This is a genomic window from Paracoccus sp. PAR01, from assembly GCF_014851995.1.
Lineage (GTDB): Bacteria > Pseudomonadota > Alphaproteobacteria > Rhodobacterales > Rhodobacteraceae > Paracoccus > Paracoccus litorisediminis.
Map to the genome: position 1 here is coordinate 951,535 of NZ_JACVAW010000001.1, position 23,752 is coordinate 975,286.

The 23,752-nt window shown below is 65.3% G+C and carries 23 protein-coding genes; 17 read left to right on the forward strand and 6 right to left on the reverse strand.

The genetic code is table 11. The features are described from left to right. The first annotated feature begins 47 nt into the window (after positions 1-47). Positions 48-1,052: a DUF2235 domain-containing protein gene (locus IB235_RS04840; protein ID WP_192335853.1), complete on the forward strand. Its 1,005-nt coding sequence runs from the start codon at positions 48-50 to the stop codon at positions 1,050-1,052. Here the strand turns inward: IB235_RS04840 and metF are convergent, their stop codons facing one another. Continuing rightward, the gene (gene metF, locus IB235_RS04845; RefSeq protein ID WP_192335854.1) at positions 1,053-1,916 is read right to left on the reverse strand and encodes a methylenetetrahydrofolate reductase [NAD(P)H]; all 864 of its coding nucleotides are present in this window, start codon (positions 1,914-1,916) and stop codon (positions 1,053-1,055) included. Positions 1,917-2,007: 91 nt separating this feature from the next. Between metF and IB235_RS04850 the strand changes: the two genes are divergently transcribed. The 5 genes from IB235_RS04850 to IB235_RS04870 are packed head-to-tail and all read left to right on the forward strand — an operon-like array spanning position 2,008 to position 6,815. Beyond that, positions 2,008-2,955 (forward strand): LysR family transcriptional regulator, encoded by a 948-nt coding sequence (locus tag IB235_RS04850; RefSeq protein ID WP_155038450.1) that lies wholly within the window; start codon positions 2,008-2,010, stop codon positions 2,953-2,955. 54 nt (positions 2,956-3,009) lie between these two features. Continuing rightward, positions 3,010-4,104, forward strand: coding sequence for an ABC transporter permease (locus IB235_RS04855; RefSeq protein WP_155038451.1), 1,095 nt, complete (start codon positions 3,010-3,012; stop codon positions 4,102-4,104). Continuing rightward, a complete protein-coding gene (locus IB235_RS04860) occupies positions 4,101-4,868 on the forward strand; it encodes an ABC transporter ATP-binding protein (protein WP_192335855.1) in 768 nt (255 codons plus the stop codon). Before IB235_RS04855 ends, IB235_RS04860 begins: the two co-directional genes overlap by 4 nt. A 4-nt stretch (positions 4,869-4,872) precedes the next feature. Further along, positions 4,873-6,174 carry an MlaD family protein gene (locus IB235_RS04865; protein ID WP_192335856.1) on the forward strand — a complete coding sequence of 434 codons (1,302 nt, stop codon included), beginning with the start codon at positions 4,873-4,875 and terminating at the stop codon, positions 6,172-6,174. Positions 6,175-6,182: 8 nt separating this feature from the next. Beyond that, entirely contained in the window at positions 6,183-6,815 is a 633-nt protein-coding gene (locus IB235_RS04870) for an ABC-type transport auxiliary lipoprotein family protein (protein ID WP_155038453.1), read from the forward strand. A 36-nt stretch (positions 6,816-6,851) separates the two neighbouring features. Here the strand turns inward: IB235_RS04870 and IB235_RS04875 are convergent, their stop codons facing one another. After that, positions 6,852-7,952, reverse strand: coding sequence for a transglutaminase-like domain-containing protein (locus tag IB235_RS04875; protein WP_192335857.1), 1,101 nt, complete (start codon positions 7,950-7,952; stop codon positions 6,852-6,854). 101 nt (positions 7,953-8,053) lie between these two features. Beyond that, positions 8,054-10,255: a primosomal protein N' gene (locus IB235_RS04880; RefSeq protein WP_192335858.1), complete on the reverse strand. Its 2,202-nt coding sequence runs from the start codon at positions 10,253-10,255 to the stop codon at positions 8,054-8,056. A gap of 169 nt (positions 10,256-10,424) precedes the next feature. On the opposite strand from IB235_RS04880, the gene fsa reads away from it, so the two are divergent. The 4 genes from fsa to IB235_RS04900 all read left to right on the forward strand — a co-directional run bounded on the left by fsa (position 10,425) and on the right by IB235_RS04900 (position 13,597). Next, positions 10,425-11,078 carry a fructose-6-phosphate aldolase gene (fsa, locus tag IB235_RS04885; protein WP_192335859.1) on the forward strand — a complete coding sequence of 218 codons (654 nt, stop codon included), beginning with the start codon at positions 10,425-10,427 and terminating at the stop codon, positions 11,076-11,078. Beyond that, positions 11,078-11,788: a DUF484 family protein gene (locus IB235_RS04890; protein ID WP_155038457.1), complete on the forward strand. Its 711-nt coding sequence runs from the start codon at positions 11,078-11,080 to the stop codon at positions 11,786-11,788. Before fsa ends, IB235_RS04890 begins: the two co-directional genes overlap by 1 nt. Continuing rightward, positions 11,785-12,723 carry a tyrosine recombinase XerC gene (locus IB235_RS04895; RefSeq protein WP_192335860.1) on the forward strand — a complete coding sequence of 313 codons (939 nt, stop codon included), beginning with the start codon at positions 11,785-11,787 and terminating at the stop codon, positions 12,721-12,723. The genes IB235_RS04890 and IB235_RS04895 overlap by 4 nt, the downstream gene beginning before the upstream one ends. A 115-nt stretch (positions 12,724-12,838) precedes the next feature. After that, positions 12,839-13,597, forward strand: a complete 759-nt coding sequence (locus IB235_RS04900) for a TSUP family transporter (RefSeq protein WP_192335861.1) — start codon at positions 12,839-12,841, stop codon at positions 13,595-13,597. A 2-nt stretch (positions 13,598-13,599) separates the two neighbouring features. Here the strand turns inward: IB235_RS04900 and IB235_RS04905 are convergent, their stop codons facing one another. Together IB235_RS04905 and IB235_RS04910 are read right to left on the reverse strand one after the other, a co-directional pair. After that, complete coding sequence (locus IB235_RS04905; RefSeq protein WP_192335862.1) at positions 13,600-14,418, reverse strand: calcium-binding protein; 819 nt, start codon at positions 14,416-14,418, stop codon at positions 13,600-13,602. 230 nt (positions 14,419-14,648) lie between these two features. Then, on the reverse strand, positions 14,649-15,635 hold the full coding sequence (locus IB235_RS04910; RefSeq protein WP_192335863.1) for an asparaginase: 987 nt from the start codon (positions 15,633-15,635) through the stop codon (positions 14,649-14,651). Between the two features lie 150 nt (positions 15,636-15,785). Here IB235_RS04910 and IB235_RS04915 point away from each other — a divergent pair, with 150 nt between their 5' ends. The 6 genes from IB235_RS04915 to IB235_RS04940 all read left to right on the forward strand — a co-directional run bounded on the left by IB235_RS04915 (position 15,786) and on the right by IB235_RS04940 (position 22,488). Then, positions 15,786-16,316 carry a hypothetical protein gene (locus IB235_RS04915; protein ID WP_192335864.1) on the forward strand — a complete coding sequence of 177 codons (531 nt, stop codon included), beginning with the start codon at positions 15,786-15,788 and terminating at the stop codon, positions 16,314-16,316. Positions 16,317-16,434: 118 nt separating this feature from the next. Beyond that, positions 16,435-17,607, forward strand: a complete 1,173-nt coding sequence (gene rlmN / locus IB235_RS04920) for a 23S rRNA (adenine(2503)-C(2))-methyltransferase RlmN (protein WP_192335865.1) — start codon at positions 16,435-16,437, stop codon at positions 17,605-17,607. A 216-nt stretch (positions 17,608-17,823) separates the two neighbouring features. Then, positions 17,824-19,347, forward strand: coding sequence for a 2,3-bisphosphoglycerate-independent phosphoglycerate mutase (gene gpmI / locus IB235_RS04925; protein ID WP_192335866.1), 1,524 nt, complete (start codon positions 17,824-17,826; stop codon positions 19,345-19,347). Further along, the gene (locus IB235_RS04930) at positions 19,344-20,585 is read left to right on the forward strand and encodes a murein hydrolase activator EnvC (RefSeq protein ID WP_155038465.1); all 1,242 of its coding nucleotides are present in this window, start codon (positions 19,344-19,346) and stop codon (positions 20,583-20,585) included. Before gpmI ends, IB235_RS04930 begins: the two co-directional genes overlap by 4 nt. Next, the gene (locus IB235_RS04935) at positions 20,582-22,000 is read left to right on the forward strand and encodes a S41 family peptidase (protein ID WP_155038466.1); all 1,419 of its coding nucleotides are present in this window, start codon (positions 20,582-20,584) and stop codon (positions 21,998-22,000) included. The genes IB235_RS04930 and IB235_RS04935 overlap by 4 nt, the downstream gene beginning before the upstream one ends. Continuing rightward, positions 21,997-22,488 carry an RNA pyrophosphohydrolase gene (locus IB235_RS04940; RefSeq protein WP_155038467.1) on the forward strand — a complete coding sequence of 164 codons (492 nt, stop codon included), beginning with the start codon at positions 21,997-21,999 and terminating at the stop codon, positions 22,486-22,488. The genes IB235_RS04935 and IB235_RS04940 overlap by 4 nt, the downstream gene beginning before the upstream one ends. A gap of 337 nt (positions 22,489-22,825) precedes the next feature. Here IB235_RS04940 and IB235_RS04945 read toward each other — a convergent pair whose 3' ends face one another. Beyond that, positions 22,826-23,236, reverse strand: coding sequence for a cupin domain-containing protein (locus tag IB235_RS04945; protein ID WP_192335867.1), 411 nt, complete (start codon positions 23,234-23,236; stop codon positions 22,826-22,828). Between the two features lie 188 nt (positions 23,237-23,424). Between IB235_RS04945 and IB235_RS04950 the strand changes: the two genes are divergently transcribed. Next, positions 23,425-23,745 (forward strand): multidrug efflux SMR transporter, encoded by a 321-nt coding sequence (locus IB235_RS04950; protein WP_155038469.1) that lies wholly within the window; start codon positions 23,425-23,427, stop codon positions 23,743-23,745. Positions 23,746-23,752: the final 7 nt, after the last annotated feature.

The window sequence follows — 23,752 nt, forward strand, 5'->3', positions numbered from 1 at the left end:
CTGAGCTTATGGAATCTGATCACGCATCCATTTTTCATGTGGTGTTGATGGACGGAACCTTCGCTTCGCTGGCAGAGGGTCAGGGATCGTCCATTACCCGAATTCACGCCATGCTTTCGGGCCGGCTCGGCCCATTGCAGGGCAAGGTGAATTTGCATTATGCGCCAGGCCAGCAATGGGCGGCCTGGCGCACCTTGCCCCTGCTGATCTCGGTGCAGACGGTCGAACAGAATATCCGAAACGCCTATGCTTGGCTGGCGCGGACATGGCAGCCGGGTGAACCGCTGTTCCTGTTCGGATATTCGCGCGGTGGCATGGGCATCTGCGCGCTGGCCGAGATGATCGACCGCATCGGCCTGCTGCGCCGAGAAGAGGCCAGCGATCAGAACCTGCTTTGCGCGTGGAACAGCTATCGCTACGACGGCGGACCGATTGCGGCGCATATGCGGCACGATCACGTCCCGATCCGCATGGTCGGGCTGCTGGACACGGTGATGTCGCTGCCGTTTTCGGACAGCGCCGGGGACGGGTTCGACTATTCCAAGGGGCGGCTGGCAGGCAACGTGGCGCGCGGTGTTCATGCGCTGGCGCTGGACGAAACCCGCCACGCCTTTGCCCCGGTCTTATGGACCGAGGGCAGGCAGGACCAGCGCATTGAACAGCTGTGGTTTCGCGGCGCTCATCCCGATATCGGCGGCCAGCTTTTAGGGCACGAGGCCGCGCGGCCCTTGGCCAACCTGCCGCTGGTCTGGCTGCTGTCGCGCGCCGCTGAGGATGGATTGCCCCTGCCCGAAAACTGGCAGGACCAGCACCCCTGCGACCCCGACGCGCCCCGGCTGGGATCGTGGCATCGCTGGGGCAAGGCCTTCCTGCGCCGTTCGGCCCGCAAGGTCGGGCTGGCCACCGGAGAGGCGCTGCATCCGTCGGTGCCCCTGCCCTATGCCGGTCCGGCGCATCTGGTCGGTGCGCTGGCCACGGCAGCGCCGGAAAGGCCGCGGTTCCGGCTGCGGCTGCCGGGCGATGGCGGCACCGATCACTCGGCGCACGCCTGATCAGGCGACGTTCGGAAGCGCGCCCTTGGGGGTGACGCCAAGCGCGGCGCAGACCTTCAGCACCAGATCAGGCTTGTTCAGCGTGTAGAAATGCAGCCGGTCGACGCCGCCCGCGACCAGCTGTTCGCACAGCTTCACGCAGACTTCTTGCGCCAGTCGCGCCTCGCCCTCTTTGCCAGCCTGCGCAAAGGCCTCCTCGGCCCATGCCGGAACCGAGGTGCCGCAGCGCTCGGCAAAACGGCGTGCGCCAGCCCAGCTTTGGATCGGCAGGATGCCGGGCAGGATCGCGGCGGTGATGCCCGCTTTTTCGCATTGATCGCGGAAACGGAAGAATGTGTCGGCGTCAAAGAAGAACTGGGTGATGGCGCTGGTCGCACCCGCATCCGACTTGCGCTTCAGCCATGCCACATCGGCGGCGGTATCGGGGCTGTCGGGATGCGGTTCGGGGTAAGCGCCGCAGCGGATCTTCATGTCGCCGCGCGCGGCAATTGCCTCGATCAGCTCGACCGAATTGGCGAAGCCGTCGGGATGCGCGGTGAAGCGGTCCTGACCTTGCGGCGCGTCGCCGCGCAAGGCGACGATCTCATGCACGCCCGCCGCTGCGTAATCGGCGACGATCTGCAGGGTTTCCTCGCGCGTGGCATCGACGCAGGTCAGATGCGCCGCGACATTCAGCCCGTAATGGCTGGCCAGCGCCGTCACCGCCTCATGCGTCAACTGCCGGGTGGTGCCGCCCGCGCCATAGGTGACCGAGACGAAGTCCGGGCCCAAGGGTGCCAGCGCGCGCGCCGTATCCCACAGCCGGAACGACTGGTCGAGGTTCCGGGGCGGGAAGAATTCGAAGCTGACGGCGGGCGTGGTCATGGCATGGTCCTTTTTCTGGCGGGACTTGTGACATGGTCCATGACGTGAGACAAATTCATAATCTTCAAGATCGTGATGAGTTTCATTCAAGATGCATCTGGAACTTCGCCATTTGCGCAGTCTGCGCGCCATCCATGAACAGGGCGGTCTGGCCCGCGCCGCCGAGATGCTGAACCTGACGCAATCGGCGCTTTCCCATCAGATCAAGGCCTTGGAGGAACAGGCCGGGGTCGAGCTGTTCCTGCGCAAGACCAAGCCTTTGCGTCTGTCCGCCGCCGGGATGCGGCTGCTGCGCACCGCCGAACAGGTGCTGCCACTGATCGAATCCGCCGAGGCCGAATTCCGCGCGGTGGAACTGGGCCGCGCCGGACGGCTGCATGTGGCGATGGAATGCCATCATTGCTTCGACTGGCTGCTGCCGGTGCTGGACCAGTTCCGTCGGGCCTGGCCCGAGGTCGATCTGGACATTCGCTCCAGCCTCGCGCTGAAGGCGCTGCCGGCGTTGGTCCGGGGGCAAGTCGATCTGGTGATCTCGTCAGACCCCGAGGACATGCCGGGCATCGCCTATCAGCCGCTGTTCGACTATGCCCCGACCATGGTGGTCCCTGCCGCCCATCCGCTGGTCGCCAAGGGCTTTGCCGAGCCGCAGGATTTCGCAACCGAAACGCTGATCACCTATCCGATGGATCGGGCGCGGCTGGATGTCTATTCGCAATTCCTTGATCCCGCCGGGGTCGAACCCGCCCATCACCGGCAGGTCGAACAGACCGCCGTGGCCCTGATGCTGATCGCCTCGGGGCGCGGGGTGGCGGTGATGCCGGATTGGGTTCTGCGCGCCCATGCCGGCAATCCGGAACTGGCGCTGCTGCCGCTGGGACCGCAGGGAATGCTGCGCCGCCTTTACGCCGCCGTGCGCGAGGATGACCTTGCCCAGCCCTATATGGCCCATGTCCTGCGGCTGGCCCGAACCGAGCCGGTACGGATGATGCGCGCTTTGTCGCAGGGACGCACGAACTGGTCGCCGCCCGCAGGGGTTTGACATTGCCCGGTTTTCGCCAGAAGGTTGACTAGGCAGGCCACGGCAGGGATTGCCATGAACGATCTTTCCAAGGACCATCACCTGACGATCAGCGCCGAGGGCGAGGCACTGCGGCTGGCCGGGGAGTTCACCGTCTGGACCCTGCCCCAACTGCCCGAATCCGCCGCCTCGGCACGCCATATCGACCTGTCCGGCCTGACCCGCTTCGACACTGCCGCCGCATGGTATCTGGCGCAACGCCGGGCCTCGGGGGCGGTGCTGGCGGGCATGACGCCCGGTCAGGACAAGCTGCTTGAATCCGTGATTGCCGCCAGCCCCGGTCCCGATACCGCGACCGCTGCCGATCCGTTCTGGCATCGGCTGCTGGAAGGGATCGGACAGCGCGTCACCCGCGCTTTGATCTTCCTGCGCGAGATCGCCGAATATCTGGGCCGCTTTCTGGCCGCCCTTGCCCGTGCCATCCGCCACCCTGCGGATTTCCGGCTGACCTCCTTCGTGCATCACTGTCAGGAAACCGGGCTGCGCGCCGTGCCGATCGTGGCGCTGATGTCCTTTCTGATCGGCGTGGTGCTGGCCTTTCAGGGCGCAGTGCAATTGCAACAATTCGGGGCCGAGGTCTTTGTCGTCGACCTGATCGCCATCTCGATCCTGCGCGAACTGGGCATTTTGCTGACCGCGATCATCGTGGCCGGACGCACGGCCTCGGCGCTGACGGCCTCGATCGGCTCGATGAAGATGCGCGAGGAAATCGACGCCATGCGCACTTTGGGCATGGACCCGGACATGGTGCTGATCCTGCCGCGCGTGCTGGCGCTGGTGGTGACGCTGCCGATCCTTGGGCTGATCGCCGATGTCGCGGGTCTGGTCGGCGGCGGGCTGATGACATGGTATGAGCTGGGTATTTCGCCCGCCATGTTCCGCTATCGGCTGATCACCGAAACCGATGTCGACCATGTGATCGTCGGCATGCTCAAGGCCCCGGTCTTTGCCGTGGTCATCGGCATCATCGGCTGCCATGCCGGGATGAAAGTCGGCAAGGACGCGGAATCGCTGGGCGCGCAGACCTCGACCGCGGTGGTCAATGCGATCTTCGCGGTGATCGTGCTGGACGCGCTGTTCTCGATCTTCTTTGCCGAGGTCGGGCTGTGAGCGAAAACGTCATCGAGGTGCGCGGGCTGACCACCCGTTTCGGCGAACATGTGGTCCATGAGGGGCTGGATCTGGACCTGCGCCGTGGCGAGATTCTGGGCGTGGTCGGCGGCTCGGGGACCGGGAAATCGGTGCTGCTGCGCACCATCGTCGGGCTGATCCGGCCCGCCGCCGGTCAGGTCCGGGTGCTGGGACAGGACGTACAATCGCTGTCGGGCCTTGCGCGTGAGGCGCTGGAGCGGCGCTGGGGCGTGATGTTCCAGGACGGCGCGCTGTTTTCCGCCCTGAGCGTTCAGGAAAACGTCGAGGTGCCCCTGCGTGCCGTTCCCGGCCTGACGCCCGAACAACGCGAGGGGCTGGCGCAGCTGAAGGTCGCGATGGCAGGGCTGCCATGGAACGCGAACGGGAAATATCCCTCGGACCTGTCGGGGGGCATGCGCAAGCGCGCGGGGCTGGCACGAGCCTTGGCGCTGGACCCCGAAATCGTCTTTCTGGACGAGCCCACCGCCGGGCTGGACCCGATCGGCGCGGATGCCTTTGACCGGCTGATCGTCGCCCTGCGCGATGCGCTGAACCTGTCGGTGTTTCTGGTCACCCATGATCTGGATACGCTGCATGCCTGTTGCGACCGCGTCGCGGTTCTGGCCGAAAGAAAGGTTCTGGCCACCGGCACCATGGCCGAGATGCTGAAAGTAGACCATCCTTGGGTGCATGACTATTTCCACGGCCCGCGCGCCCGCGCCGTGACAGCCGGGACAGAGTGAGGGAATGGAGACCAAGGCCAATTTCGTTCTGATCGGCGCCTTTACCCTTGCGGGCTTTCTGGGTCTGCTGGGCTTTCTGATGGTCTTTGCCAAGATCGAACTGCGTCAGCAATTCGCCACCTATGACATCTATTTCAACGAGGTCTCGGGGCTGGGCTCGTCCTCGACTGTGACCTTTGCCGGGCTGTCGGTGGGCAGCGTCGTGGACATGTCGCTGTCGAACCAGCCCGGTGGCGCGGTCAAGGTTCAGGTGCAGGTGGCCGAGGACACGCCCATCCGCACCAATTCCCGCGCCTCGATCGAGATTCAGGGGGTGACGGGCATTTCCAACGTGGCGATCAGCGCAGGCACCACCGACGCACCCTTGCTGCGCGAGATCAGTCCGGGCGCGGTCCCGGTGATCCCCGCCAACCGCTCGGCGCTGCAGACGCTCAGCGATCAGGGCCCCGAGATGATCTCGCGGCTGAACACCGTGGCCGAACAGATGACCCGCCTGCTGAGCGAGGAAAACCAAGGCCGCGTCACCGCCATTCTGGGCAATGTCGAACGCTCCAGCGCCAATCTGGACAAGGCCTTGGCCGATGTGACGCATGCGACCGACTCGATTGCCTCGGCGGCCTCGGATATTTCCGGCTTTGGCAGCAAGCTCGACAGTCTGGGCAAGGCGGCCGAAACCACCTTCGGCAATGCCGATACCGCCTTGGCCCAATTCAACGACACCGCGAAAAAGGCCGATGCCGCGCTGATTTCAGGGACCGCGACGCTGGACGAATTGCGCGGCTATGTCACCGAAGACCTGCGCGGCCTGACGCAAAGGCTGGACCAGACCGCGACCAGCTTGCAGGCCGACCTGACCCGGTTGACCGACCGCGCCGGCGGCACCATGGACCGCATCGATGCCGCGCTTGAGGTGGGCGGGCGCACGCTCGCCTCGGCCGAGCGCGCCTTTGACGGGGCCGACCGCATGATCAATTCCGAAATCGGCCCGGTCGCTGCCGACCTGCGCGCCACTCTTGCCCGTTTCAACGAGGCCATCGGCAGCGTGACCGAGGACATTCCCGAAATCACGGCCCGGCTGCGCGCCGCCGCCGACAGTGCCGACAGTGCCTTCAGCGGCCTTAGCGCCATGCTGGACGGCGCGCGCGCCCCGGTGCAGGCTTTCACGCGTGAAGGGCTGCCGCAATTCACCGGGCTGGCGCGCGACCTGCGCGGGCTGGTGGGCAACCTGAACCAGCTGGTGAACGCGCTGAAGCGCAACCCGTCCCAGATCATCACCGGGCCGCGCACGCCCGAATTCCGTCGCTGAGAGGTAACATGGCCCGCCTGTCCCCGCTGATTGCCCTTGCCCTGATGCCGCTGCTTGCGGGCTGCGCGGCGATCTCGAACCTGTCGGGTGGCCCGCGTCTGGACGTGTTCGAGCTGCGCCCACTTGACCCCAGCGCGAAACATTGCGGGCGCGGGCGCATCGCGGAACTGGTGATCGAGGAACCGAAATCGCGCGGCACGCTGAACACCGAACGCATCATGATCCGCCCCTCGGCGATCCAGACGCAATACCTGCCCGATGCGCAATGGGGCGATACCGTGCCGGTCACGCTGCAGAACCTGCTGGTGCGCGGCTTTGGCGCCTATGATGTCTTCACCCATGTCGGACGCGCGCCACTGGGCACCGCCGGGGATTATGCGCTGCTCAGCGAGATCCACGATTTCAACGCCGAAGTCTCGGGCAAGGGCGCGGTGATCCGCATGACCGTCGATGCGCAACTGGTCAATGAAATGAGCGCCTCGGTCGCGGCGCGGAGCACGTTCAGTGTGACGACCACCTCGGCCTCGACCCGCACGTCCGACCTGATCCCGGCCTTTGACGCGGCGGGCCAGCAATTGCTGGCACAGATGACGGATTGGGGGCTGCGTGGCATCGGGGTCAGCGCCGCGTCCTGCCGCTAGGGCGGGGAAGCCGGTGTCCCGGCTTCCCGCGCGGGATCACGCCTCGGCGGCGGTGATCTCATAGGTGAAGGCCTTGGCGTCCAGTTCGTTCACGATCTGGTCGCCGACATTCGCCTGCGGATACATCATGAAGGGCAGCACGGCGGCACGGCCCGGCAGATGCAGATCCTCGGCGGTATTATAGGCGACCCAGTTGCCCTCCCAATTGCCGAACAGCGCGCCATTGACCTGCTTGACCAGCGGATCGTCCGGGTCCTTGATCCAGGTCTCGGTCTCGGCGCGCATGACCTTCAGCACATCCGCCGGGTCCATCGCCACCCAGCCATAACCGGTCAGGTAGACCTCGGCGCGGCAATGTTGCGCCCCGGTGATGGTCGCGCTGTTCGCGCCAAGCTGCTTGTAGCCAAAGGCCGAGGGCGCGACCCTTACCCCGAACACATCCCGCGCCGGCACCCCGGAGGCCCGTGCAAGACCCACGAAAAGCCCGTTCAGATCGGCGCATTTGCCGCCCAGCCCGGCAGTGGTCAGCGTCGCCACATTGTCGCCCGGACCACAGCCAGGCGTGTCCATGTTGCGGTAGCAATGCTCGACGATCCAATTATAGATCAGACGCACCCGATCCACATCGGTCTCGGCCCCTTTGGTGATCTTGGCCGCCGTCTCGGCCACGACGCCATCCAAAGGCTTATAGCCGGACGGTTGCAGCGCGGCTTTCAGGATTGCCGGGTCCTCCTTAAAGGCGGATTCCTTGGTCCAGTCGATGGTGCGATTGCGGGTCTGTACGGTGCTGACCAGTTCCAGATGCGGCGCGCCGCCGTTTTCAAAGCTGGCATGCAGGAATTTCGCGCCGGACTTGTCGGTCACCAGCTCGGCCGAGGTCGCATTGCCGGTCCAGCTGTCGTCAAGGCTGCGCTGATAGTCGCTGTCGACCGAGGGCACCGGCAACCAGACCTGCGCCGGGCCGGGCCCTTCGGGTAGTGTGATGACGGTGCGGGTCTGAAACTTGCGCCAGTCGCTGGCCGCAGGCGCATAGGGGCGATCGCCGGCAAGCGCCTGTCGGGCGACCCCGCCCAGCATCGGCACGGCCCCGGCAAGCAGCGCGAGTTTCAGGACATTTCGACGAGAACGCGAGATCATGGAGAGCCACCTTTCATCCGAAAGAGACAGGGCCTCGGCCCCGCCGATTGCTTCTGAAGGCTAGCTGCGATGTCCGCGCGGATCAACTTTGGATTGGGCGGTCAAAAGAAGCTCTGCGGGTCGATATCGACCGACAGCCGCAGGTTGGTGGGTGGTTTCGGGGCCATGGCCAACCAGTCCGAGATCGCCTGCTGCACCGGCGCCTGCCGGGGCGCGCGGATCAGCATCCGCACCCGGAACCGGCCGCGGATGCGGGCGATGGGCGCGGGGGCCGGACCCCAAAGCTCGGCCCCGATCCGTTGCAGGGGCGCGGCGCGGCGGACCAGTTCGCGGGCGTAATCCTCGACCACGGGCTGGTCGGGATGGGACAGGATCACCCCCGCCAACCGGCCAAAGGGCGGCATCCCGGCCTGCCTGCGCTGCGCGGCCTCGGCGTCCCAGAAATCTTCGTCCTCGCCCGACAGGATCGCCCGGATCACCGGATGCTCGGGCTGGTGGGTCTGCAACAGGGCCAGACCCCGCGCATCGCCCCCCTCGCGCCCCGCACGCCCTGCCACCTGCCGCATCAACTGAAAGCTGCGTTCAGCCGCGCGCATGTCGGCGCCTTGCAGGCCCAGATCCGCGTCGATCACACCGACCAGTGTCAGGCCGGGGAAGTTGTGACCCTTGGCCACGATCTGCGTGCCGATGATGATATCGGTCTGCCCCTCGCTGATCTGGGCGATGGCTTCTTTCAACGCACGGGCGGAATGAAACAGGTCCGAGGACAGCACCGTCGCGCGGGCATCGGGGAAGCGCTCGGCCACTTCCTCGGCCAGACGTTCGACGCCCGGCCCGATGGCGGTCATCCGCCCCTCGACCCCGCAACTGGGACAGGCGACCGGGATCGGCTTCGTTTCACCGCATTGGTGGCAGACCAGACGGTTCTGGAAGCGATGTTCGACCATGCGGGCATCGCATTGATCGCAGCCGACCTGCTGGCCACAGGCCCGGCAGGCGGTGATCGGCGCATAGCCGCGACGGTTCAGGAACAGCAGCGACTGTTCGCCCCTCGCTTGTCGCGCCCGGATCTCGACGGCCAGCCGGGGCGAGATCCAGCGCCCCTTCTCCATGTCCTGCTGGCGCAGGTCGATTGCGCCCATTTCCGGCAGCTCCGCCGTGCCATAGCGCGAACGCAAGTCGATCCGGGCATATTTCCCCGCCCCCGCATTCACCCAAGACTCCAGCGAGGGCGTGGCCGAGGCCAGCACCACCTGCGCCCCGGCAATGCTGGCGCGCAGCACCGCCATGTCGCGGGCACTGTAGAACACCACATCCTCTTGCTTGTAGGACCCGTCATGCTCTTCATCGACGACGATCAGACCCAGATCGGCAAAAGGCAGAAACAGGGCCGAGCGCGCCCCCACCACCATGCCGACATGGTTGGTCGCAGCCATGGTCCACAACCTGCGGCGTTCGGTGCGGGTGATGCCGCTATGCCATTCGCCCGGACGCGCGCCGAAACGCGCCTCGACCCGGTTCAGGAACTCTGAGGACAGCGCGATTTCCGGCAGCAGCACCAGCGCCTGCCGTCCCTGCCGCAGGCATTCCGCCACGGCCTCAAGGTAAACCTCGGTCTTGCCCGAGCCGGTGACGCCGCGCAGCAAGGTGGTGCCATAGCGGCGGGCCTTCAGGGCATCGCGCAACTGCCCCGCCGCCTCGGCCTGATCGGCGGCCAAGGGCTTGCCGGGCAGGTCCGGGTCCAGCATCGGATAAGGGGTGTCGCGGGGCGCAAGCGTCTCGGCCAGCGTGCCCGCCTTGACCAATCCCTGCACCACGCTGCCGGTGACACCGGCCAGCTGCGCCAGCTCGCCCGGCGCGAAACCGGCCCCGCCATGATCCTCGATCACCCGCAGCACCGCGGCGCGGGCATCGGTCATCCGCTCGGGCGGGGGGCCGGCGCGGTGGATGATCCGCCGGGCCGAGGGCGGCTGGTCCAGATCCGGCGCCCGCGTCGCCATCCGCAGCATCGAGGGCAAGGGCGTCAGGGTATATTCGCCCATCCGGGTCAGGAACTCGATCATCTCGGGGGCAAGGGGCGGCGCATCGACCAGCCGCGCGACGGGGCGCAGCTTGGCCATGTCGAAATCGCCCATGCCCGGCCCCCAGACCGCGCCCATCACCCGACGCGGCCCCAGGGGCACGACGACCAGCTGCCCCAGCCGCACGCCGCCCTCGGGGGCCAGATAATCCAGCACGCCGACGACTTCCTGCGTCAGCACGGCAATGCGCGCACCATGGGGATAGAAAAGTGGCCGGTCCATGCGTTCAGGCGGTTCGGATCTGGATGGGTCGGACAGTCACGGCATTCTCCGGCGAGGCTGGCCAGAGTGTGACACGCGGCGTCCATCGGTCGCAAGCCGGACACCCGGACTTCACCCGCGACGGTTTATGGGCTAAACCCGGCGCAAAGCCGCAACAAGGGCATGAGCCATGAAATTCTTCGTCGATACCGCCGACACCGCCGCCATCCGTGAACTGAACGATCTGGGCATGGTCGATGGCGTCACCACCAACCCCTCGCTGATCCTGAAATCGGGCCGCGACATCATCGAAGTGACCAAGGAAATCTGTGACATCGTCACCGGTCCGGTCAGCGCCGAGGTCGTCGCCAAGGACGCCGCCGAGATGATCCGCGAAGGCAAGCACCTTGCCACCATCGCGCCCAACATCACCGTCAAGGTTCCGCTGACCTGGGACGGGCTGAAAGCCTGTAAGGTCCTGTCCTCGGAAGGCCACATGGTCAACGTGACCCTGTGCTTCAGCGCGGCTCAGGCGATTCTGGCCGCCAAAGCCGGCGCGACCTTCATCAGCCCCTTCATCGGTCGTCTGGATGACATCAACCTCGACGGCATGCAGCTGATCGAAGACATCCGCGTCATCTATGACAATTACGACTTCAAGACCGAGATCCTTGCGGCCTCGATCCGTTCGGTGAACCACATCGCCGACGCCGCGCGCGTTGGTGCCGACGTGATCACCGCGCCGCCCTCGGTCATCAAGTCGATGGCGAATCACATCCTGACCGACAAGGGTCTGGCGCAATTCGACGCCGACTGGGCCAAGACCGGGCAGAAGATCGGCTGATGAGCAAGGATCAGGCCGTCGATCTTCCCGAGGATCTGCGCGCCCGGCTTCTTGCCCGGCCTGAGCTGATCCTTTCCGACCGCGACCTGATGCGCGCGCTGATCGGCGCGCGCGAAGCGGATTTCGGCGACAATGTCGTCGATATCCGCGGCCGGGCGATGGAGGCGCTGGAAACCCGCCTCGATCGTCTGGAGACTGCCCATGAATCCGTGATTTCGGCCGCCTATGACAACCAATCGGGGATGAACACCATCCATCGCGCGGTTCTGTCGTTGCTGGAGCCGATGGATTTCGAGGCATTTCTGGAAAATCTCGAATCCTCGGTCGCGCCGATCCTGCGGGTGGAAACCCTGCGCCTGATCATGGAATCGGGCACGGCCGCACCGCCACGCGATGTCGCGGGTCCGCTAGGCATCGTGCCCACCGGAACCGTTGCCGACCTGATCTCGGGCGGGCGTCGCGCACCGCGGGGCGACGACATCATCCTGCGCCGTGCCGCCGAACAGACCCTGCCCCATCACGGCACCTCGCGTGCCCCGATCCGGTCCGAGGCGCTGCTGCCCATCGATCTTGGCCCCGGACGTTTTCCGGCACTGCTGCTGATGGGCTCGGCCGATCTGTCGCGCTTCAACCCGGCGCATGGCACCGACCTGCTGCGCTTCTTCGGGCAGGCCTTCCGGCTTGTCCTGATCTCGTGGCTGCGGGAATGACCACCGGGGAGCAGCCCCTTGCGCTGGCCCCGCTGATGGCCGAACAGCTCAAACGCTGGCTCGACAGCGAACGCGCGGCCCGCGACCGTTCCGATCACACAATCCGCGCCTATCAGGCCGATCTGCTGGCCTTTCTGGGCTTTCTTGGCGGCTATCATGGCCGCGCCGCCGTGCCCGGCACCCTGGGAGAGCTGACCCAATCCGACATGCGCGCCTTTTCGGCATCGGAGCGCGGACGCGGCCTTGGGGCACGTTCGCTGGCGCGCAGGCTGTCGGCGGTGCGCAGCTTCATCCGCTGGATGTCGGACCGCCATGGCTTTGACGCCTCCAAGGCGCTGGCCTCGCGTGGGCCGAAGTTTACCCGCTCGCTGCCCCGACCGCTGGCCCCCGACCAGGCGCAGGACCTGCTGGACATTGCCGCCGAATCCCACCCCGAACCCTGGATCGCGGCGCGCGACACGGCGGTTCTGACCCTGCTTTACGGCTGCGGGCTGCGTATCTCGGAAGCGCTTCAGCTCAACGGCTCGGACCTGCCTTTGCGTGAGGCCCTGACCATCCGCGGCAAGGGACAGAAGGAACGGCAGGTCCCGGTGCTGCCCGTCGCCCGTCAGGCGGTGGCCGAATATCTGCGCCTTTGCCCCTACCCCGCCGAGCCCGAATCCCCGATCTTTCGCGGCGCGCGCGGCGGGCGGCTGAACCCTTCGGTTCTGGGCCATGCCATGCGGATCATGCGCCAGTCGCTGGGCCTGCCGCCCTCGGCCACGCCCCATGCGCTGCGCCATTCCTTCGCCACGCATCTGCTGGCAGCGGGGGGCGATCTGCGCACGATTCAGGAACTGCTGGGCCATGCCAGCCTGTCGACCACGCAGGTCTATACCGGCGTCGACGATGCAAGGCTGCTCGCGATCTATCATGCCGCCCATCCGCGCGGCTGACGCCATTGTCGCCCTGTTGCGCTTTTCCCGCAGCTTCTCCGTTTCTTAAATACCCCGGCAAGGCTGCGACACCAGCGACCTTTACAATTCGCGACCGCCGTCCCAAGAGGCGGGAATGCTCGACCTTTCCCTCGAACTCGTCCTCATCCTTGTGGCCGCGGCCTTTGCCGCGGGCTTTGTCGACGCGATTGCAGGGGGCGGCGGGCTGATCACCGTCCCGGTGCTGATGCTGGCGGGCATTCCGCCGACACAGGCGCTGGCCACGAACAAGGTGCAGGGCGTGTTCGGCGCGGCGACGGCAGCGATATCCTATGCCCGCAAGGGGCTGGTCGATCCCGGCCAACAGCTGGGCGCGGCGGCGGTGGCATTTGCCGCAGGCCTGTCGGGGGCGCTGTTCGTGACCTCGATCCCGACACAGGCGCTTTACTATTTCCTGCCGGTCCTGCTGATCACGATCGCATTGTTCTTTGCCTTCAAGCCGGGCCTTAACGACATCGACCGCACCCGGCGCATGTCGCCCGAGATGTTCACCCTCAGCATCATCCCGGCCATCGCCTTCTATGACGGGCTGGTCGGACCGGGGACCGGGGCCTTCCTGATGCTGGGTTTCGTCATGCTGGCGGGCTACGGCGTGCTCAAGGCGACGGCGCATACCAAGCTGTTGAACTTCGCTTCGAATCTGGGTGGACTGGTTGCATTCGCGGCGGTGGCAAAGCCCCTGTGGCTGCTGGGCGGGCTGATGGCCGTGGCCCAGATCGCGGGGGCGCTTCTGGGCTCACGGCTGGCGGCAAGGATCGGGTCGCGGGTGATCAAGCCGCTGCTGGTCGTCACCTCCAGCGCCCTTGCTCTGCGGTTGATCTGGCAGTTGCTCTGACCTCAGACGAAGTCGAACATCGAGGCTTCCAGCTGCGCCAGCGGCACGCCCTCCAGCACCAGCGTCTTGCCGCCGCCGAAATCAAAGAGTACGTCCTTGCCGACTTTTTCCGCCACGCCCATCAGCGCGGCGTAATCGTCGATCCCGACCACGTCGATGGTGATGTCCTCGGCAGGGGCGCCGGTCTCGGTGCCGTCCTCCCGCAAGCCGGTCTCAAAGTCGATGATGCGGTCGGCCCCGCCATTATAGACAAAGGCGTCATGCCCCCAGCCGCCGGACAGAAAATCATTGCCCGCGCCGCCGTTCAGCGTGTCATCGCCGAAATCGCCGCGAAGCGTGTCCTTGCCCGCCCCGCCGATCAGGCTGTCATTGCCGTATCCGCCATATAGCGAATCGTTGCCATCCTCGCCGATCAGCCGGTCATTGCCGTAAAACCCGTACAGGCTGTCATTCCCGGTCCCGCCATAGGCGGTGTCATTGCCGGTACCGCCATCGATGAAGTCATTCCCGGCCTGCCCCCAGAACCTGTCATTGCCGGAATCACCGAACAGGAAATCGCCCTGAGCGCCGCCCCAGAAACTGTCATCCCCGGTTCCACCCAGCATGAAATCGACGCCCGCGCCGCCCGACATGCTGTCATTCCCGGCCAGACCCAGCAGCCCGTCATCACCGGAACTGCCGTTCAAACTGTCATTGCCCATCGTGCCGTCGCGCCGGTTCAGACTGTCCAGCCGCGCCATCTGCGCATCCAGCGTCGCGGCCACATCGGCCAGCATGTCGGCATAGGTCACCGCGTAATATCGATAGGAAAGCGTCGCCATCAAAGGCTCCTTTCATGATGCAGACAAAGGGTGATGCATCACTTATGGCATGGCGATGACGTCGCTGCGACGCAGCACGACACCGCCCCCAGCGATCGGCGGATTTTCCCCGGCCCGGTCCCGGCGACTGGCTGGAAACGACGCAAAACCGCGGGGGCGCTGCGCGTCACGGGGCAGCCTGCCGCCTCAGGCCGCAGGTCGACAATGACCGCCCAAAGGCGAATCCTCGCCTATTGCGGGAAGCCTTTCGCGCGGCGCAACTCACCCGTGACCTTGCCCCGCCAGTTCACCTGCGGCCCGGACAGGTATTTGCGCGCGACCGGGTGCTCGGCATCCAGCAACCCCAGATGGATCATCAGGGCGGTGATCGCCGCCTCGGCCCCGCGCGTGCCGCCATCGACGATCTTCAGCGCGATCCCCAGACCGCGCTCGGGCAGGATGCCAACAAAGACCGCCTCGGCCCCGGTCTTCAGCGCGGCCTGACCGCCAAGGGCGCGCATCAGTTCGGTGCAGGCGCGGCCTTCACCGGCGACCAGTTCGGGATGCGCGATCATCGCCTGAACCAGCCTCGTCTGCGCGGCACCGCGCAAATCGGGGCCCGGTGCGGCGAAACTCGCCATGGCGCGGGCCAAACCCTCAACGGTGCAGGCGAAATTCGGCGCCGAGCAACCGTCGATCCCCCAGCCCGCCGCGCGTTCGCCGGTGACTTCCTCGAATGCCGCGCGCACCGCCTTTTGCACGGGATGGGCCAGCTCGACATATTCCGAGCCGCCATGCAGATGCCGGTTCAGCGTCAGGAAACCGGCATGCTTGCCCGAGCAGTTGTTATGCACCTGGCAAGGCGCGCTGTCGGAACAGATCAGCGCCTTGCGCGCTTCCGGGTCATTGGGCAGGTGGCTGCCGCAGCGCAGGTCGGCTTCGCTCAGGCCCAGCGACGCCAACCAGTCGCCGACGCGGCGCGTATGGATTTCGGCGCCGTTATGGCTGGCGCAGGCCAGCGCCAGGTGTTCGGGGCCAAGACCCGCGGCATCGGCTGCGCCACTTTCGATCAGTGGCAGGGCCTGAATCATCTTGCAGGACGAGCGTGGAAAGATCACCGCGCCCGGATCGCCCCAGGCCTCGACGATTCCGTTGGCATCGGCGATCACGACATGCCCGCGGTGGCAGCTTTCCAGCAGGCCTCCACGCCACAATTCGATCAAACGGGCCTCTGTCATCTGTCCCCTCCCCCTGACATTCGCGCGATTTCCCCGATCGGGGGTTTTTCAACCTGCGATTTTCGCATTATCCTGCTACTAGATGGTTGAAACCACCCCATTCATCGGCAACAAGTCCGGATAAACCGGACCTTGGCAGGAGGCCAGAGCATGTTGAATTCCGCGTCGCGCGTGGCGGCGGCAGCCGCGATTGTCGCAATCGCCACTTCCACCCCCCTATTCGCGCAGGATTCATCCAAGCAGCTCGCCAATGAAGGCGACTGGACCGCGTTCTCGGCCAGCAGCCCCAAGGAATGCTGGGCGGTTTCGGCGCCGAAATCCTCGACGAACACCGATGCAAGCGGCGCCCCCAAGGACGTGACCCGCGGCGACATCCGCCTTTACGTCGCCTATCGCCCCGGCCAGTCCTCGGGCGAAGTGTCCTTCTCGGGCGGTTATCCCTTTGCCCCCGATTCGGCGGTCGAGGTGAATATCGGCGGTCAGGTCTTCAAGCTGTTCACCGAAGGTGAAAGCGCATGGCCGGGCTCGGCCTCCGAGGATGGCAAGCTGATCTCGGCACTGCGCGACGGCTCAAGCGCCATCATCACCGGGCGCTCGGCTCGTGGCACCGTGACCAAGGACACGTTCAGCCTGTCGGGCATCACCGCGATGACCAACAAGGCCAAATCCGGCTGCCAATAAGGCCCGAACGCCGCATTTCCCGAAGATTCGCAGGACAGGGGCTTTGGCCCCTGTTTTCTTTTTGGCCCGATTACCCTATATAGTCGCCTTCCCCCATCGTCGCCCGGACACCCCAGCCATGACCGCCCCGATCACCCAGGACCTGTTGACCATCCCGCGCAAGCTGCCCGAGACGGCGCTCAGGAACATCGTGGGCCTGACCCGCGACCAGTTGCGCGATGCGCTGATCGAGGCCGGAACGCCTGAAAAGCAGGCCAAGATGCGCGTGGGCCAGATCTGGCAATGGGTCTATCACTGGGGCGTGCGCGACTTTGCCCAAATGACCAATCTGGCCAAGGATTACCGCGTCTTTCTGGCCGAGCGGTTCGAGATCACCATCCCCGAGGTCGTCACCCGCCAGATCAGCGCCGATGGCACCCGCAAATACCTTGTCCGCATCGCTGGCGGCCATGAGGTCGAGACGGTTTATATCCCCGAGGAAAGCCGCGGCACGCTGTGCATTTCCAGCCAGGTTGGCTGCACGCTGACCTGCTCGTTCTGCCACACCGGCACGCAGAAACTGGTGCGCAACCTGACCGCAGCGGAAATCGTCGGCCAGGTCATGCTGGCCCGCGACGATCTGGACGAATGGCCCCAGCCCGGTGCGCCCAAGGACGAAACTCGACTGGTCTCGAACGTCGTGCTGATGGGCATGGGCGAGCCGCTGTACAACTTCGACAATGTCCGCGACGCGATGAAAGTGGTGATGGACAATGAGGGCATCAGCCTGTCGCGCCGTCGCATCACCCTGTCGACCAGTGGCATCGTCCCGGAAATCGCCAAGACGGCCGAGGAAATTGGCTGCCTTCTGGCCGTCAGCTTCCATGCCACCACCGATGAGACCCGCAACATGCTGGTCCCGGTGAACAAGAAATGGAACATCGAGACGCTGCTGAACGCGCTGCGCGAATATCCGCGGCTGTCGAACTCGGAACGCATCACCTTTGAATATGTGATGCTGGACGGCGTGAATGACAGCGACGAAGACGCCCGCCGTCTGGTCAAGCTGATCCGCGGCATCCCGGCCAAGATCAACCTGATCCCGTTCAACGAATGGCCGGGCGTGGCCTACAAGCGCTCCAGCTGGGAACGCATCGAGGCCTTTGCCGACATCATCCACAAGGCCGGTTATGCCAGCCCGATCCGCACCCCGCGCGGCGAGGACATCATGGCCGCCTGTGGCCAGCTGAAATCCGCCACCGAGCGCGGCCGCAAGAACGCCGCCCAGATCGCCGCCGAAGCCCGCGCCTGAGGCCCGCGCTTCCCGCGCTATCACAAGCCTTGCATGGGTATTTAAGAAACGGAGAAATCGCAGCGCCGCGCAATTTCCGGCGACAAGGCGATTTCTCCGTTTCACAAATACCCATGCGGCGCTGCAATTCGCGCAAGGCCGGGCGGGCAAGCGGCGGCGAACTTGCCCTGCGCCCGCGTGGGTCGTAGAAGCATGACGACCCTGAGTGAGGCGCCCATGACTGAACGCAAACCCGTCGTCCTTTGCATCCTTGATGGTTGGGGCATTTCCTCGCGGCCCGAGCAGAGCGCGCCGGATCAGGCCGAGACCCCGAATTTCGACCGGCTGATGCGCGAATGCCCGCATGGCAGGCTGATCACCTTTGGCCCCGATGTCGGCCTGCCCAAGGGCCAGATGGGCAATTCCGAGGTCGGGCACACCAATATCGGTGCAGGTCGCGTTGTGGCGATGGATCTGGGCCAGATCGACCTGGCGATCGAGGATGGCAGCTTCTACGGCAATACGCCCCTTGGCGAGTTCGTCCGCAAGCTCAAGGCCAGCGGCGGCACCGCGCATCTGATGGGCGTCGTTTCGGACGGGGGCGTGCATGGCCATATCCAGCATGTCATCGCCGCCGCCCGCGCCGTGGCCGACAAGGGTGTCCCGGTCGTGCTGCATGCCATCACCGATGGCCGTGACGTGCCGCCGCAATCGGCCATGGGCTTTGTCACCGAGCTGATGGGCAACCTGCCCGCAGGCGTCCGCATCGGCACGGTGATCGGGCGCTATTACGCCATGGATCGCGACAACCGCTGGGAACGCGTCAGCCGCGCCTTTGCCGCGATGGTCCGGGCCGAGGGCCTGTCTGCCACCGACGCCTCCCATGCCGTCCAAAGCGCCTATCAGCGCGAGGAAACCGACGAGTTCATCCAGCCGACCGTGTTGGAGGGCTATACCGGTGCCAATGACGGAGATGGCTTCTTCTGCCTGAACTTCCGTGCCGACCGCGCACGCGAGATCCTTGCCGCCATCGGCCAGCCCGGCTTCGACGCCTTCGACACCGGCAAGCGGCCTGAATGGGCGGCGCTGCTGGGCATGGTCGATTATTCGGCCAAGCATGACGAATATATGGAGGCCGCCTATCCCAAGCGGCAGGTCGCCAACACCATCGGCGCATGGGTCGCGGCCAAGGGCCTGCGCCAGTTCCGTCTGGCCGAGACCGAGAAATACCCCCATGTCACCTTCTTCCTGAATGGCGGCAAGGAGACCCCCGAGCCGGGCGAGGACCGCTTCATGCCCTCCAGCCCCAAGGTCGCGACCTATGACCTTGCCCCGGAAATGGCCGCGCCCGAGGTCAGCGCCAAGCTGGTTGAAGCGATTGAACAGGGCTACGACCTGATCGTGGTCAATTTCGCCAATCCCGACATGGTCGGCCATACCGGCAGCCTGCCCGCCGCAATCCGCGCCTGCGAGGCTGTGGACAAGGGTCTTGGCATGATGCTGGAGGCGCTGGAAAAGGTCGGTGGTGCCGCGGTGGTCATCGCCGATCACGGCAATTGCGAAACCATGATCGACCCGGAAAGCGGTGGCCCGCATACCGCCCATACCGTCAATCCGGTCCCGGTGATCGTCTTTGGCGGACCTGCGGGTGCCAGTCTGCATAATGGCCGTCTGGCCGATGTCGCGCCGACCGTGCTGGATCTGATGGGTCTGGACTTGCCGCCTGAAATGACCGGCAGCTCGCTGATCGACCGCGCATGAAGCTGAAGTTCCTCCTGCCCGCGCTTCTAGCCGCAAGCATCGCCTCGGTCGCGCCTGCCCAGCAGGCCGGGTCGGTGCAACAATCCGCGACGCTGGGTCAGGCGGCGCAGGAAGCGGCAGAAGCCGCCGAGATGCTGCGCAATGCCACCGGCCAGCTGGACAGCGCCTTGAGCAAGGAAGATCAGGTCGCCTCGCTCACTCAGATGATCCGCGCCTATGAGCAGGGCCTGTCGGCGCTGCGCGACGGGTTGCGCCGCGCCGGCATCCGCGAACAGCAGATCCGCGCCGAATTCGAAGCCCGCCGCGACAAGCTGGGCCGGGTGGTGGGCGTGATGACCGCCATGCAGCGCTCGCCCGAGACCATGCTGCTTTTGCACCCGGCAGGGCCGGAAGCGTCGGCCCGCGCGGGGATGATCCTGTCCTCGGTCGCGCCGGGTCTGCAGGCCGAGGCCGAAACCATGCAAAAGCAGCTTGAGGAAATCCGCACCGTCCGCACCCTGCAGCTGAATGCCGCGAACACGCTGGCGCAGGGGCTGGCGCAGGTGCAGGAGGCGCGGCGGCTGCTGGCCTCGGCGGTCACCGACCGCTCGGAAATGCCGGTCCGCTTCGGGGACAATCCGGCCGAACTGACCGCGCTGATCCAATCGGCGGATACGCTGGACGCCTTTGCCTCGGGGATCGTTGGACTGGAGCAGGATGTCGGCGCGCCGATGGCTGATTTCGAAGGGGCCGAGGGCAGCCTGCCTTTGCCCGTCATGGGCACGGTGTTGCGCCATTACAACGAACCCGATGCCGCCGGCATCCAACGCCCCGGCCTGATCATCGCCACCGGCACCGCCGCGCTGGTGACTACGCCATGGGCTGCCACCATCCGCTATCGCGGCCCGCTGCTGGATTACGGCAATGTCATGATCGTCGAGCCGGCGCGCGGCTATCTGATGATCTTTGCGGGCCTGTCGCAGGTCTTTGGCGAGGTCGGCGATGTCCTTGCCGCCGGTGAGCCCCTCGGGCTGATGGGCGGCGCCGAACCGCCCGCCGAGGAATTCGGGGCCGAGTTCGTCGCCAATGCAGCGCTTGGCGGCGGTGCTGGACAGAGCGAAACACTGTATGTTGAACTCCGCAAAGGCAAGGAAACACTGGACCCGGCCGAGTGGTTCGTGATGAATCCCATCATGGGCGAGGCCAGCCGCGACACCATGGGCCAAAACGAAACCGGGCAGGACGGAAACACGGAATGAAACATTACCTTCTGGCCGGCGCGATCGGCACTCTGGCGGGCGCAGTCGTCGCCACGCAATTCGCGGGCCCCCTCGTCGCGCAGGAGTCCGGCAAGAACGCCTCGATCTACGAACAGCTCGATCTGTTCGGAAATGTGTTCGAGCGCGTCCGCGCGGATTATGTCGAGCAGGTCGATGACAAGACCCTGATCGAGGCCGCAATCAACGGCATGCTGACCTCGCTTGACCCGCACAGCTCATTCCTGTCGGCCAAGGACTATGAGGACATGCAGACCCAGACCCGCGGCAGCTTCGGCGGCCTCGGCATCGAGGTCGGGCAGGAAGACGGCCTTGTGAAGGTCATCTCGCCCATCGACGACACGCCTGCGGCGGAAGCTGGCGTCAAGGCTGGCGACTTCATCACCCATGTGAACGGCGAATCGCTGATGGGCCTGACGCTGGACGAATCGGTCGAGAAGATGCGCGGGCCGGTCGGCTCCGAGATCAAGATCACCATCCTGCGCGAGGGCGAACCCGAGCCCTTCGATCTGACCATCGTGCGCGACACCATCAAGCTGACCGTGGTCAAGACCCGGATCGAGGGCCATTCCGTGGTCCTGCGCGTCTCGACCTTCAACGACGAAACCATGGACACGCTAAAGACCGAGATGGCCAAGGCCGTCAAGGATGCCGGCGGCATGGACAAGATCACCGGCTTCGTGCTGGACCTGCGCAACAACCCCGGCGGCCTGCTCAATCAGGCGATCGAGGTTTCGGACGCCTTCCTCGACAAGGGCGAGATCGTCTCGACCCGCGGCCGCAAGCCCGAGGAATCGGAGCGCTGGAACGCCGAGACCGGCGATCTGGCACAGGGCAAGCCGATGGTCGTGCTGATCAATGGCGGCTCGGCCTCGGCCTCGGAAATCGTGACCGGCGCGCTGCAGGACCACCGTCGCGCCATCGTCGTCGGCACCAAATCCTTCGGCAAGGGTTCGGTCCAGACGGTGATGCCGGTGACCTCGGACAGCGCCATCCGCCTGACCACGGCGCGCTACTACACGCCGTCCGGCCGCTCGATTCAGTCGCTGGGCATCCAGCCCGACATCATCGTCCAGCAGCCCCCGGCCAAGCCCGTTGCGGAAGGCGAGGAAGGCAAGCCCAAGACCGAATCGAAATTCCTGAACTCGGAAGCCGATCTGCGCGGCGCGCTGAACAACGATTCGATCAGCGACGAGGAACGCAAGCAAATCGAGGAAGAGGCCAAGCAGGTCGAAGCCACCGCCAAGCTGCGCGATGAGGATTACCAACTGGCCTATGCCGTCGATATCCTGACCGGCCTTGCCGCGGTCAGCTTCCATGCCGATGCCGTGCCCGACGCCGCCAAACCCGCCATTGCGGGTGTGGAACCGACCGATGAGGGCGCCAAGAAGCAATGACCGAATTGCTTCTCGGCCCTTCGGGCCTGCCCTACCGTCCCTGCGCGGGCGTGGTGCTGATCAACGGCGAGGGTCTGGTCTTCGCCGGTCAGCGCATCGACAATCCGGGGCACGCCTGGCAAATGCCTCAGGGCGGCATCGACGCGGGTGAAACCCCGCGTCAGGCCGCCTTGCGCGAACTGGTCGAGGAAACCGGCGTCACCCCCGATCTGGTCGAGGTGCTGGCCGAGTCTCCCGATTGGGTCACCTACGATCTGCCGCCCGAGCTTCTGGGCAAGGTCTGGAAAGGTCGCTTCGGCGGCCAGCAACAGAAATGGCTGGCCCTGCGTTTCCTCGGCTCGGATGCCGATGTGCGCATCGAAACCGAGCACCCGGAATTCGATCGCTGGCAATGGATGCCCGCCGCCGAACTGGTCGCCAGCATCGTGCCCTTCAAGCGCGCGGTCTATGAGCAGGTGTTCCGGGACTTCGACGGTCTGGTCGCTTAAGGGGGCGCTGCGCCCCCTTTAAGACCGCAGGCCCGAACTCCCTGTCCTCGCCCACCTCACAAAATTCTTGATCAGCGGGGTGAGGTATCAGCCACGCCGGCCCCAACGGTGGCCCACAAGATACGACCGGTAGCGAATTCCAATCCGACAGCTTGAGCAAGGATTGCAGCGCCCCCGCTGCGACAGCAGCAACGGCGTGATGCTGATCATCACCCAGATCGGAAACAGCCAGACAGGCAGCAGCAATACGAACGGGTTGAACGCCCCCTACGACGCGCGGTAACGCTAGCACCGTCCGGTTAAGAAGCCGTTGAAAAGGATCGACCTTTGCAACCGCCTAGCCCGGATTATTCCTGAACCAGTCGACAACGGCTGGCATGTTGCGCTCAAACCCGCCGGGGATGAACAGGTTCAGCAAACCGGCCCGCGCCGCACTACGGTTTTCAAAGTCATGCACCGTACCGGCAGGGATACGCAGAAATGTGCCCTTTGGTGCCTCCAGCCATTGCGCGCCGACCAGCAGGGTCGCGGTGCCCTCGATCACATAAAAGATCTCGTCATTGGCGTCATGGGCATGGGCACCCGGACCGGTGCTGTACGGCTCTAGCCACCATTCCGAAATGCTGTAGCGCGCGCCCGTCTCTTCCTCATCGGCCTTGAACACCGCCGTCATCGAGCCCAGAGCATAGGCCCTTCCCTCGCCGGGCGGCAGATAGATTGCGCCATCGCTCAAATCTCGCTCGCCCATGGCGACCTCCGCTCAGGAACCACGGCCCGGATGATAACCCGACAAGGCAGCGAAGTCTGCCGTTCATCGGATCCCGGATTTGCCGCACCCCCTTGCCCTGCCCGCGAACCCGTCCCATATTCCCAGCCGAGGACGACCTCACCATCACGGGAATCAAGCGGGACGACCCGATCTACAGGAGATCAGGCATGGCTTGGTTTTATCTTCTCGTCGCTGGCATCCTTGAGGTCGTCTGGGCCTATGCGATGAAGAAATCCGCGGGCTTCACCATCCTTACCCCCAGCATCGTCACGATCGTCGCGATGATTGGCAGCTTCGCGCTGCTGGCGATCGCGATGCGCAGCCTGCCGCTGGGCACGGCCTATACGATCTGGACCGGCATTGGTGCGGTCGGGGCATTCGTGCTTGGCATCGCCTTTCTGGGCGAGGCGGTGACGCCGCTGCGCATCATCGCCGCCATCCTGATCATCAGCGGCATCATCGCGATGAAGCTGGGCAGCGGCCACTGACGGACGA